The sequence below is a fragment of the Collimonas sp. GW821-FHT07E08 genome, from assembly GCF_059418905.1.
Window position 1 is genome coordinate 211,299 of the sequence record NZ_JBWKQR010000012.1, and the last position, 10,752, is coordinate 222,050.

Here is a 10,752-nt window from a genome sequence, read left to right on the forward strand (position 1 = left end):
CGGCTTGCCCGGAGCGGCTGGCAGCCGGCGCTCCGGCTCAATTGTTATCCGGCTTAAGCACCCAGTCCGAAACGCCATCTTCCACCTGAAATCCCTGCGCCTTGATTTCCTGGCGCAGGCGATCGGCTTCCTGCCACTGCTGCGCTTCGCGCGCGGCCTGGCGCTGGCCGGCCAGCGCCTTTACCGCTGCGGGAATTTCATGGCTGGACGGACGCCAGTTGTCCAGGTCGAATCCCAGCACCTGGTCCATGGCGCGCAATGTGGCTTTGCGCACGGCGGCATCGCCCTCGCTGCGCACCAGCTCCCAGACGACGGTCAATGCACGCGATGAATTTAGGTCGCTGTTGACGGCATCGCGAAAGCGCTCCAGGAAAACCTGGTCAGGCTGCATCCCGTCGGGCCAGCGATGGTACGCTTCCCGCAAGCGATGCAAGGCAGTCGCCGCCGCCTGCAGTCCGTCCCAGCTGAATTCCAGCTGGCTGCGGTAATGCGCCGTCAGGCACAGGTAGCGGTAGGCCAGCGGATCGATGCCGCGCTCGGCCAGCGACTGGAGGCGCAGGAAATCGCCGCCCGACTTGGACATTTTTTCGCTACCGGTTTGCAGGAAATAACCATGCATCCAGAAATTCGCCAGGCGCGTGCCATGGCAGGCTTGCGTCTGCGCTATCTCATTGCTGTGATGGACCGCGATATGGTCTTCGCCGCCGCAATGGATATCGAACCAGCTGCCGAGATGCGCCGCCGACATCGCCGAGCATTCGATGTGCCAGCCGGGAAACCCGCGGCCCCAGGGACTGTCCCACTCCATCTGGCGCCTGGCATCGGCAGGGCTGAATTTCCATAAGGCGAAGTCGGTCGGGCTGCGCTTTTCTCCTATCGCCACGCGCACGCCTGCCTGCAAGGCGTCACGGTCGAGCCGGGCCAGGTAGCCGTAGTCGCTTTGGCGGCTGGTGTCGAAATAGATGCCGTCCCCGGTGCGATAGGCATATCCTTTTTCTTCCAGCGCCTGGATAAAGGCAATCTGCTGGGGAAGGTATTCGGTGGCGCGGCACCAGGTCTCCGGCTCCAGCAGGTTGAGGGCGCGGCAATCCGCCATGAATGCGGCGCTGTAAAACGCCGCTATTTCCCACGCGCTCTTGCCGCTGCGCCGGCTGCCTTTTTCCATCTTGTCTTCGCCTTCATCGGCATCCGAGACCAGGTGGCCGACGTCGGTGATATTGACCACGTGCTGCACACGGTAATGGTTAAAGCTCAGCGTACGGCGCAGCAAATCCTCGAAAACATAGGTGCGCAAATTGCCGATGTGGGCGTAATCGTAGACCGTCGGTCCGCAGCAGTACAAGCCGACGCGCCCCGGGACAATGCTTTCAAAGCGCCTGACGCGGCGCTCCCAGCTATCGTACAGATGGAGTTCCATGCGATTCTTTTTAAAAACCAGTTAAGGGCGCCAGGGAAAAACAACCTGGCCGTGCACAGGCCAGCGGGCGAGGAAAATCAGGCGCGCTGCATTGGCGTCGTGCAGCGGCAACAACGTGCGCAGACGCGGGAGCGGGGAGAGAAGAGGGATAACGTAAGCATCGCTTATACTAACTTGTAGCGCTTTTCCCGGTCAAGCCTCTGCACTGGTCCTGGCCGGAAGCATCATTTATCACTATCCGGAGCGAACCACGATGAAGCAGCGGAAACTGGGATCAAGCGGGCTGGCGGTATCGGCGATCGGCCTTGGCTGCATGGGCATGAGCACTGCCTACGGCGCGGCCGACGAAGCCGAATCTGTCGCCACGCTGGAACGGGCGCTGGACTTGGGCATCAATTTTTTCGACACCGCCGAGCAGTACGGCCCCTATGAAAACGAAGCGCTGCTGGGACGCGTCTTCAAAAGCCGCCGGCATGAGGTGGTGCTGGCCACCAAATTCGGCTTCAAGATTGAGAATGGCGTCACCACCGGCATCACCAGCGAGCTCAGCCATATACGGCGCGCGGTGGAAGGTTCGTTGCGCCGCCTCGGCACCGACTACGTCGATTTGCTGTACCAGCACCGGGTCGATCCGGCGGTGCCGATTGAAGACGTGGTCGGCGTCATGGCTGACCTGGTGCGCGAAGGCAAGGTGCGCTACCTGGGCTTGTCCGAGGCTGGCGCCGCGAATATCCGCAAAGCCCATGCGGTGCATCCGATCAGCGCATTGCAAAGCGAATACTCGCTATGGGAACGCAACCTGGAAGCCGATATTTTTCCAGTCCTGCACGAGCTCGGCATCGGCCTGGTGCCGTTCAGCCCGCTCGGCCGCGGCTTCCTGAGCGGCACGGCGCAGCGCGCGGAGAGTTATCCGGAATCCGATTTCCGCCATCGCGATCCACGCCTGCAGGGCGACAATTTCGACGCCAACATGCGGGCCGCAAAAGTGGTCGGCGAGATCGCCGCGGCGAAGGGGACGAGCAGCAGCCAGGTGGCGCTGGCCTGGGTGCTGCAGCAGGGCGCCGACATCGTACCGATTCCCGGCACCAAGCGCCGCGCTTACCTGGAGCAGAACGCCGGTGCGGTCGAAGTTATGCTGTCCGCCAGCGAAACCGCGTTGCTGGAAGACGCTTTGAAGCAGGTGGCCGGGGAACGTTATAGCAAGGAACGCATGGCCTGGGTCGACCGTTAGTATCTACTGGCAGGCCGCTCCGTTGCATACATTGCGATCGGCGGCGGCTGGCTTCAGGTTGGTTTGCGCGGCGTTGCCGTTGTTGCCCTTGAACTGGTTGTTGCTGAAAGTGGAATAGCCATATGCAGCCAGTCCCAGCATCTGGTTGCCGCGCATCATGCTGTTGCGCACCTTGAGATCGACGCCGAAGATGCCGTCGCCGCCATTCGCTTCGGCAACGCTGTTGCTGATCGAACCGCCGAACAGCACCGCGCCGCCATGGCCGTTCCTGGCCATCACTACCCGGTCGAGGCTGGCCGCATTGGTTTCCAGGTAGACGCCGTAATTTCCCATGCCCTGGATGATGCCGTTCCTGACCGAGATGCCGCTGCGGTTGACCGCATGCACACCATTTCCGCTGCCGCCCGGCCAGCACGGCGCCGGCAATTGCTGGCAGCGAACCGGTCCCTGGATGGCGTGGCCGTTGAGGTCCAGCGTCACGTTGTCGGCGTTGATCTCGATTGCGGTGGTGTTGGCGTCAGGTACTTTCAGGTTGCCTGACAGCCGGTAATATCCGGGTTCGTCGATGACCACCAGGAAACCCGGCTTGTCGGCGCGATCGGGAGCGATCATGGTGGCTCGCCCGGCCGCCGCGCTCATGCCGGGAATCAACAGCGCGGCCAGCAGCGCCGTCGCTACGCATTGCTGCAGGCTATCACTCATAAGGCCGCTCTTCATTGTTCGTGAGCCGCTTCCGGCTCCCCGGAAAATATCGACAGTTTCAATGGCCGCACCGCCCCCATCCAGATCGCATGGTCGCGATGATCGCGCAGGTCGTCGCCGGTGAGCGGATGGACGAACACCACCAGGCCGGCGCGATGCAAGGCCAGCCATGGGATCACTTCGCCAAACAGCGGCGCATCGAAAGCCAGCTGGCAGCTCCAGTCCGGATGCGGCCCGACAGGGCGCTGGTGGACTCGGCCCATGGCCAGCGCAAACCGGCGCGCCGCCTCTTCGCACAAAGCTTGCGCCTGCGCCAGGGTGCCGGCATCGAAGTAGATGTGGGCGTGGTAGCCGGTGATGCTCGGCGCGGATGGTTCGGTCATGCAGGAAGCTCCAGGATGTGGGATCGGGACTGCGCGCAGATGCGCTCGGCGCAGGCTGTTTTTTGTATGGTTATTGCTGCGCTTCTTGCTGCGTTAACAATAAAGAATACCCTCTTTTCCATAGCCAGGGAAATTGCATCGGCAAGACCGGAATCCTGCTTGTCTTTCTGATCATTTCCATCGCAATGAAGGCCGGCATGATCACGCATGGAGCCACGGTTTCGCACCTACTGGAAGAAAATAATACGGGCTTTGTGCGGTGACGTACTTAACATTCCAGTCCAGGCAGGTAATCTGCTTTTATCGGCTTGCCTTGAAGAGCTGCGCCAGAAAATATCCCATGAAACCACCTATCATGCCCGCCGACGCGAGCCCGGCCGCCGCTCCTGAAACAAGTACGGCGGCGGATGCGCCGATGACCGGGCCGCTGGCGCCGCTTTCCGCTACCGGTTCCACCAATGTACGTAACCTGTGCCTGAGGGTGCTTACCGTCCTGGCGCTGGTGTTTGCGCTGCAATGGGCGCAGAGTTTCCTGATTCCGCTGGTATTCGGCATTTTCATCGCCTACACCCTCAATCCGCTGGTGGCGTCGCTGGAACGCATCCGCATCCCGCGCCTGGTCGGCACTTGCATCGTGATGGCGGCCTTGCTGCTTGGTCTGGCGCAGGTTGCCTACTCTTTGCGCGGCGAGTTCCAGTCGATCGTCGAGCGCTTGCCGACCGCCGCCCATCAGCTGGCGCGCTCCATGGCCAGCATCCAGGCCAGGACGCAAGGCCAGGCCAGCACCATCCAGAAAATGCAGGCGGCGGCAAACGAAATCCAGACCGCCGCCGGCCAGGCTGCCGGCGTAAAGCCGGATCCCAAACGGCAAGCCAGTCCCGCACCGCCATCGTTTCAGCTGGGCGAATGGCTATGGACCAGTTCGATGGGTGCCATGCTGTTCCTGGGCCAGGTGGTGATGGTGATCTTCCTGGTGTTTTTTCTCCTGTTGTCGGGCGATACCTTCAAGCGCAAGCTGGTGAAGCTGACCGGGCCGTCGCTTTCCAACAAGAAGATCGCCGTCAACATCCTGTTCGACATCAATACGTCGATCCAGAGCTACATGTTCATGCTGCTGGTGACGAATGGCTTGCTGGCGGTCTTGATGTGGATCGCGTTTCGCCTGATTGGACTTGAAAACGCCGGCGCCTGGGCTGTTGCGGGCGGTTTCCTGCATGTCATCCCGTACTTCGGTCCGCTCCTGATCGCTGTCGCTACCGGCCTGACCGCATTCATGCAGTTCGAATCGTTCTCGATGCTGCTGCTGGTGTCAGCCACGACACTGGCCATTGCGACCCTGATCGGCACGTTCGTGACGACCTGGATGATCGGCCGCATCGCCAAGATGAATGCGGCGGCGGTGTTCATCGGGCTGCTGTTCTGGGGCTGGCTGTGGGGCGTATGGGGAATGCTGCTGGGCATTCCGATCATCGTCATCGTCAAGGTCATCGCCAAGCATGTCGACCGCATGCATCCGGTCGCCGAACTGCTGGGCGATTAGCCGATCCGGTACGGACGCAGTGAAGGGATAAAAAAACGGCATCCGAAGATGCCGTATCAAACCAGGTTAGAGGCGGGAATTAAAGCGAGATCTTGGCGATCTTGGCGCCTTGCAGCGAGACGCCCGCGATCAGGCCGCCGTTGGTAGTCACGAAGCCGATGATCGGCTGTTGCGCGGTGTTGGTGTCGATGCTGCCGTTGGCGCCGATGTTAGCCAGCGCGACGGTAGCATCGGCGCCGACGGTCCAGCCGTTGCTGTTGCGGAATTTATCGAGCGCGTCCTGCGTCATGAACAGCAGCACGATGGCTTTCGATTGCGCCCCGGCCTGGAAGCCGATGGAACCGGCCGTGGTGCTGTAATAACCCTCAGTGCGGCCGCCTACGCGCAATGCGCCCTTGCCGTATTCACCGCCGATCACAAAGCTGGCTTGCAGCACTGCAGGGAATACCAAGACGCCCTTGGCGCGCGCTACCAGTTCACGCGAAGCAGGCGCGGTCTGATACAGTTTGGACAAAGTGGCATCCACTCCGGCATTGACGTCGTTGCGGCTGGTTTGCGAACTGGCGTCCTTGCCCGGCATGGTAGTGGTGCAACCGGCGAATGTCAGGCTGGCCATTGCGACGGCAACGGCTGCCAAGCCCTTGGAAGGGAATGAGGATTTTTTTTGCATTTTTTTCTCCATCAAAAATAATAATTGGACAACGTTATGAATTGTATATTGCGTTGCAAGACATCTGCATGAACAGCATTTTTGACTGAGCTTCCATGACCTCCCAGCTCCTGACGGTATCCCTGGTTGAACCGGCCGCTACGAAGGCGACGCCGCGGCATCCAAGCTGCGGCGCATCATTATCCGCAATCATGGTTTCACTCTAGGCGGGATGTAAGATTGCATCTGTACGGTAGCACACATTCAAACAGCAATTACTTGCCTGTCTCCGACGCTTGAGGACGGCAAGCCTTGATCACAGCAAGAGGAATCCGCAATGAACGAATACAACGCCAATCCGCAGCCCAGGCTCTACCTGGACGACCTGAAAGCCGGCGACCGCTTCAGCAGCGCCGAACATGCGCTGGATGAACAGCAGATCCTGGAGTTCGCCCGCCAGTTCGACCCCCAGCCTTTCCACCTGAGCGACGCTGCCGCCAGGAACACCCTGTTCGGCGGCCTGGCAGCCAGCGGCTGGCATACCGCCGCCATCACCATGCGCCTGCTGGTCACCAGCGGCATGCCGCTGCAGGACGGCATCATCGGCGCCGGCGGCGAAATCAGCTGGCCGCAGCCCACCCGCGCCGGCGATATCCTGCGCGTGGAAAGTGAAATCATCGAAATCACGCCATCGCGCTCACGCCCGGACCGCGGCATGGTCAAGCTGCGCAGCGAAGTGCTGCAGCTGTTCGTGTCGAAGCTGGTGGTGTTCCGCAAACCGGCAGCTGCGTGAAATCGCCTGCAGATCTACAATAAAGTTTTTTGAGCGAGCGCCAAGATGATACGCATCCGTGAAATCGACCACCTTGTATTGCGCGTGACCGACCTTGATCAGATGCTGCACTTTTACTGCGATGCGCTCGGCTGCGCCGTTGACCGCCGCCTGGACAACATCGGCCTGGTCCAGCTGCGCGCCGGCAGCGCCATGCTCGACCTGATTCCGGTCGGCGGCAAGCTTGGCAGCGCGGGCGGCGCGGCGCCGGGGAAGGAAGGGCGCAACCTCGATCATTTCTGCTTTCGCGTGGAGCCCTTCGATGAAGCGGCGATTCGCGCTCATCTTGCCGCCCATGGCGTGGCGGCTGGCGAACTTGCGTCGAGAAACGGAGCGGAAGGGGAAGGGCCGTCGATTTATGTCACGGATCCGGAGGGGAATGTGGTTGAGCTCAAGGGGCCGCCGTATGACTAAGGGGTTGGAGGCTTGCGCTTCTTTGGAGGCTTACGCTTCTTGCTGGAGCCAGAAAAAGGACGTTCGAATACCAGCCACCAAAGAAAAGAAAAGAAATACACCGTTAACAGTCCGAGAATCGCGGCGGCCCAAGGAGATATTTTGGACGCTGAATCCTTTGATGAAGCGGTTGCAAAATAAAAAAAAGTCCCCAGGAAAATTGCGCCTGTGTGTACCAGTATCTTGAATTCCCCTTCCGGAGTATTAATCGAAAAAAGAAGTTTCACGATATCTCGAAAATCGAAAAGCAGGAAAGCACTCAATATGAGAAGTATCCCCACCCATAGTGAAAACCAGTTCTCACCGTGATCTTTATACGTTACGGCAAAAATCCCAAACGCGATCAGCATCAAAACTGCCGTACGTAGAAATTTTAAGAGGGCTGCGCGCATATTACGAAGAATTTTTCCGCCGAGGATTAAACACAAGCCAGAATGCGGTCGCCACAGAGGCAATTAACCATAGCGCCAATACGCCAAGAATCCAATTTTTAGAAAGCAATTTTCTAAACGTCATTGATAGGGCTGCTCATCAAAGGGGGATTACTCCGTTCCCGGCGTTCGTCCGCTTCAATTCGGAACCGGGGGATCTCGATACGTTTCGTCAATTGCTATACCTTTGGCCTTGAGTTCAGTTTCCTTTTGCGCACGCGTAGCAGCGAATTTCGTCAGGACAGCGGGTAACAGCTCTTTCCAGTGTTGGCGATCTTCGGGCTTCACATAGCCTCGGAATTCTTCCAAGTCAGTTTTGACGTTAAAGCTAAGCAGGTAGGCGCCAGGCTTGGCGGGATCGGTCAAGGTCCGCTCTCGGGTAAAACGCACGGTCAGGTAAACATGGTTCGCATAAAAGCGCCAATAGGTGTTGCTCTCAATATGCATCCATTCATCTAACGTAGGTGTGTAGCTCGGATCAAGCCCGATGAATTGATCTGTGCCAAGCACATAGTCGAATCGCGCCTTGCCTTTTAGACGTGGATCGCTCATGGGTGTGATCGGCTGCCATCCCTTGCCTATCAACGACTGCAACAGCGCATAGGTTTTACTTCGTGCTTCGTCATGCGCGATGAGATCAGAGGACGTGATGCCTCCCTTGATATCGATTTCTGAAAGCCCTTCATTTGCCAAGCCGCCCAAATCTTGACCCGCAGAGATACCCAAGACGTCTTCGATCACAAACGAATTCTTGTCATGCTCAATCGTAATAACTCCATGCGGAAGAGTATTCCAATCAATCTCGTAAAAATCCATCCCTACCGGCTGATGCTCAACTTTGACCAACTCAGGGTAACGCTTTAAAAAGTCCGAGCCCTGCTCGCCGATTTTGATCGTGATTTGTTGAGACATGGTGTTAGCTTTCTTTTCTACAATGTTGTCAGGGGATGTGGTTGTTTTTTCCTCGCAGCCTGCCAATAGAAACAAGCCAACGAGAATAAATTTTAACGAACGAAACAAGTGCGCCCCAATCATTTATCTGCCTTATCGACCCAGCTTGCCATTGTGCGAATTTCAGCTTCCATAGGCTCCGGGAATTTCCCCATCAATTTATGAAATTTGTCTGCAGCTGATCCAATCCACTTCATTCTGTTCTTGAAATCTTCCAGCTTGATGTCAGCCGGAGCAACGGACTTTCGGTCAGATTTATCAGTTGAACAGGCGCTGCTGAACACCAATTCCAAATTGGGCGTAGCCCAACGCACCCAGGTTTTACGTTGAAACGAAAGCCAATACGTAAAGTCAGGATCGTCATAGATCAACGGCTGCAAAATTACGCCTTGTTCGTGGTCGGCAATATCCAACAAATGAGCCAACTGGATTTCACGGCGCTTTGCATCATCCGTTTCGGTTTCAAACTTCTTCACTTTTGCAAAGCCGGCTTTAATTTCTTTTGAGACCGCCAAATGTTTAATTTTAGGCAGAGCCTCCGCCTGCCAAGGCATCTTTTCGGTCTGAGCCTTGACAGCACTGACGAAGTTGTCACTGTTGCGGCTGTCCAGGCAACTATCAAACGAACCGGGGTACATGCTGTAGTACCAATGCCAGCCACTGATATCGCAGAACAGCCAAAAATTACCTTTGCCTAAACCCTCCTTGGTCTTCTTGGACAGGAGAGCTGCTTGCGTTCCGACACGCCAGTCTTCCAGAGTACAGGCAACGGTTTTACTCGCAAACGCTCCTAGTGCCATCCAGTAAAAACGACCCTTCTTGTCAGCCTGGCCTCCGTCTTCCTGTTCCAGATAAAATCTGGCGTAGGTAGCCGAGATACGTCGTGCCCGTATCGCATAGTTGTTCACCAGCGTGGCTTTATGAGGTGTCGTAGGAGTGCTCAAGCGCAGGTAACTGAACTGCTGCGCCAACGACCACATCGTGTTGCAATCGCAGGTCACCTTGACACAGGATTCCGGTGTGTCATTGGTCATTGCTTCAACAGTGGTTGCATCAGCCATTGTTATCCTTTGAGGTATTGTTGGATACATCCTGGTCCGGCGCTTCAATCGCTGATATGTCGGCCCACTTCAGCGAAAACTTCAGTTTTTCAGGCTCATCTGTATGCACTCTGGGAGTACTGCCAGGGGCCATGGTTTCGGCTATATGTGCCGCATCGTTGGCGCCGGTAACGCTATATTTCATATTTCCCATTGGCTTGCCGCTCGGATCGAACAAGCTGAAGGTTTCGTTGTACGCTTTGACGGCAGGAAAACCGCGCGTATCGACTCCCATGGACTGTGGCCCCGGCAAGCTGTGCGAGGCGGCGTGAGCAACATAATTGCCGTTGGTGCCTTTTTCAATTCCGCCAGCGTTGAATTTGACGTAACTGCCGCCGCCATTGATCACCAGCTCTTCTTTAGCTGAAATCGTGATGCGGTTGGCCGTCTGCGTAATATTGAGTTTGGCCAGCAGGTTGATACTGTCCGAAAGCGTCTGCACATCGATATCGCCAGCTGCGGCAACCATCTTCATTCCCGTCTTCTGCACAAACAGCCGGAAGGTGTTGGTGATGCTGGCAAACAGACTGTCTCCGCTGGCAATGGACAGGCTCTTGCCGGTAGTGATGGCCGTGTGCTCATCGCTGGCAATATGCGTCGATTGCGCGGTGGTGGTTTCTATGCCGGCAGGACTAGCCAGCACCAGATGCGGCTGGGCCAGTTCCGGGAAGCTGCCTTCCTGCGCAGCACCGCCCTTGATCGCCTCGTTCTGCGCCTTGAGTATCTGCGCAATGTCCGCCTGCTGTCCCTGCTTCTCCTGCGCCCCCGCCTGCTGCGCCATCTCCGCCAGCGTCTCGTGCTGGTCGCGTGCCGAGGTGAGGCGCTGCACCGTCTCGCCCATGTCCTTCATGTGCGAAGCCGCACTGCCGCGGCCTTCCGTCGTGATCAGCATGCCTTTCGCTGAACGCGCCACGCCATGGCCGTCGGTTCTCAGTTCCCAGCCCTCGCCCCTGGCATCCTTGCGGCCGGCATTGTCTTCAATGCGCGTGATGTTGCCCAGGCTGAGCTGGCTGTGCTGATGGTCACTCTTGAGCTGCGCCTGGATCTTGGCGTTGGTGTCGTC

General features: G+C 57.7%; 13 protein-coding genes. 4 read left to right on the forward strand and 9 right to left on the reverse strand.

Annotated features, from left to right (window positions below; genetic code table 11):
* Window positions 1–37: 37 nt before the first annotated feature.
* Window positions 38–1,417 (reverse strand): cysteine--tRNA ligase, encoded by a 1,380-nt coding sequence (cysS, locus tag AC07RZ_RS17285; RefSeq protein WP_494668857.1) that lies wholly within the window; start codon window positions 1,415–1,417, stop codon window positions 38–40.
* Between the two features lie 253 nt (window positions 1,418–1,670).
* On the opposite strand from cysS, the gene AC07RZ_RS17290 reads away from it, so the two are divergent.
* Window positions 1,671–2,648 carry an aldo/keto reductase gene (locus tag AC07RZ_RS17290; RefSeq protein ID WP_342831621.1) on the forward strand — a complete coding sequence of 326 codons (978 nt, stop codon included), beginning with the start codon at window positions 1,671–1,673 and terminating at the stop codon, window positions 2,646–2,648.
* 3 nt (window positions 2,649–2,651) lie between these two features.
* Here AC07RZ_RS17290 and AC07RZ_RS17295 read toward each other — a convergent pair whose 3' ends face one another.
* The 3 genes from AC07RZ_RS17295 to AC07RZ_RS17305 are packed head-to-tail and all read right to left on the reverse strand — an operon-like array spanning window position 2,652 to window position 3,942.
* On the reverse strand, window positions 2,652–3,350 hold the full coding sequence (locus AC07RZ_RS17295) for a right-handed parallel beta-helix repeat-containing protein (protein WP_494668858.1): 699 nt from the start codon (window positions 3,348–3,350) through the stop codon (window positions 2,652–2,654).
* A gap of 11 nt (window positions 3,351–3,361) precedes the next feature.
* Complete coding sequence (locus AC07RZ_RS17300) at window positions 3,362–3,733, reverse strand: DOPA 4,5-dioxygenase family protein (protein WP_494668859.1); 372 nt, start codon at window positions 3,731–3,733, stop codon at window positions 3,362–3,364.
* Window positions 3,730–3,942: a hypothetical protein gene (locus AC07RZ_RS17305; RefSeq protein ID WP_494668860.1), complete on the reverse strand. Its 213-nt coding sequence runs from the start codon at window positions 3,940–3,942 to the stop codon at window positions 3,730–3,732. Before AC07RZ_RS17305 ends, AC07RZ_RS17300 begins: the two co-directional genes overlap by 4 nt.
* Window positions 3,943–4,073: 131 nt before the next feature.
* Here AC07RZ_RS17305 and AC07RZ_RS17310 point away from each other — a divergent pair, with 131 nt between their 5' ends.
* A complete protein-coding gene (locus AC07RZ_RS17310) occupies window positions 4,074–5,273 on the forward strand; it encodes an AI-2E family transporter (RefSeq protein WP_494668861.1) in 1,200 nt (399 codons plus the stop codon).
* Between the two features lie 79 nt (window positions 5,274–5,352).
* Here AC07RZ_RS17310 and AC07RZ_RS17315 read toward each other — a convergent pair whose 3' ends face one another.
* Entirely contained in the window at window positions 5,353–5,943 is a 591-nt protein-coding gene (locus AC07RZ_RS17315; RefSeq protein ID WP_494668862.1) for a BPSL1445 family SYLF domain-containing lipoprotein, read from the reverse strand.
* Window positions 5,944–6,259: 316 nt separating this feature from the next.
* Between AC07RZ_RS17315 and AC07RZ_RS17320 the strand changes: the two genes are divergently transcribed.
* Window positions 6,260–6,715: a MaoC family dehydratase gene (locus tag AC07RZ_RS17320; RefSeq protein WP_494668863.1), complete on the forward strand. Its 456-nt coding sequence runs from the start codon at window positions 6,260–6,262 to the stop codon at window positions 6,713–6,715.
* 45 nt (window positions 6,716–6,760) lie between these two features.
* Window positions 6,761–7,168, forward strand: coding sequence for a VOC family protein (locus AC07RZ_RS17325; RefSeq protein WP_494668864.1), 408 nt, complete (start codon window positions 6,761–6,763; stop codon window positions 7,166–7,168).
* On the opposite strand, the gene AC07RZ_RS17330 is transcribed toward AC07RZ_RS17325, so the two are convergent.
* The 4 genes from AC07RZ_RS17330 to AC07RZ_RS17345 all read right to left on the reverse strand — a co-directional run.
* A complete protein-coding gene (locus tag AC07RZ_RS17330; RefSeq protein WP_494668865.1) occupies window positions 7,165–7,599 on the reverse strand; it encodes a hypothetical protein in 435 nt (144 codons plus the stop codon). The two genes, AC07RZ_RS17325 and AC07RZ_RS17330, sit on opposite strands and share 4 nt — an antisense overlap.
* Before the next feature lie 177 nt (window positions 7,600–7,776).
* Window positions 7,777–8,673: a hypothetical protein gene (locus AC07RZ_RS17335; protein ID WP_494668866.1), complete on the reverse strand. Its 897-nt coding sequence runs from the start codon at window positions 8,671–8,673 to the stop codon at window positions 7,777–7,779.
* Complete coding sequence (locus AC07RZ_RS17340) at window positions 8,670–9,650, reverse strand: DUF2515 family protein (RefSeq protein ID WP_494668867.1); 981 nt, start codon at window positions 9,648–9,650, stop codon at window positions 8,670–8,672. The genes AC07RZ_RS17335 and AC07RZ_RS17340 overlap by 4 nt, the downstream gene beginning before the upstream one ends.
* On the reverse strand, window positions 9,643–10,752 hold a 1,110-nt coding region (locus AC07RZ_RS17345; RefSeq protein ID WP_494668868.1), incomplete at its 5' end, for a DUF2345 domain-containing protein. The genes AC07RZ_RS17340 and AC07RZ_RS17345, both read right to left, overlap by 8 nt.

Coding starts and splice junctions, on each gene's coding strand:
- cysS (WP_494668857.1), bottom strand. CDS start 1,417: ATGGAACTCCATCTGTACGATAGCTGGGAGCGCCGCGTCAGGCGCTTT.
- AC07RZ_RS17290 (WP_342831621.1), top strand. CDS start 1,671: ATGAAGCAGCGGAAACTGGGATCAAGCGGGCTGGCGGTATCGGCGATC.
- AC07RZ_RS17295 (WP_494668858.1), bottom strand. CDS start 3,350: ATGAGTGATAGCCTGCAGCAATGCGTAGCGACGGCGCTGCTGGCCGCG.
- AC07RZ_RS17300 (WP_494668859.1), bottom strand. CDS start 3,733: ATGACCGAACCATCCGCGCCGAGCATCACCGGCTACCACGCCCACATC.
- AC07RZ_RS17305 (WP_494668860.1), bottom strand. CDS start 3,942: ATGCGTGATCATGCCGGCCTTCATTGCGATGGAAATGATCAGAAAGAC.
- AC07RZ_RS17310 (WP_494668861.1), top strand. CDS start 4,074: ATGAAACCACCTATCATGCCCGCCGACGCGAGCCCGGCCGCCGCTCCT.
- AC07RZ_RS17315 (WP_494668862.1), bottom strand. CDS start 5,943: ATGCAAAAAAAATCCTCATTCCCTTCCAAGGGCTTGGCAGCCGTTGCC.
- AC07RZ_RS17320 (WP_494668863.1), top strand. CDS start 6,260: ATGAACGAATACAACGCCAATCCGCAGCCCAGGCTCTACCTGGACGAC.
- AC07RZ_RS17325 (WP_494668864.1), top strand. CDS start 6,761: ATGATACGCATCCGTGAAATCGACCACCTTGTATTGCGCGTGACCGAC.
- AC07RZ_RS17330 (WP_494668865.1), bottom strand. CDS start 7,599: ATGCGCGCAGCCCTCTTAAAATTTCTACGTACGGCAGTTTTGATGCTG.
- AC07RZ_RS17335 (WP_494668866.1), bottom strand. CDS start 8,673: ATGATTGGGGCGCACTTGTTTCGTTCGTTAAAATTTATTCTCGTTGGC.
- AC07RZ_RS17340 (WP_494668867.1), bottom strand. CDS start 9,650: ATGGCTGATGCAACCACTGTTGAAGCAATGACCAATGACACACCGGAA.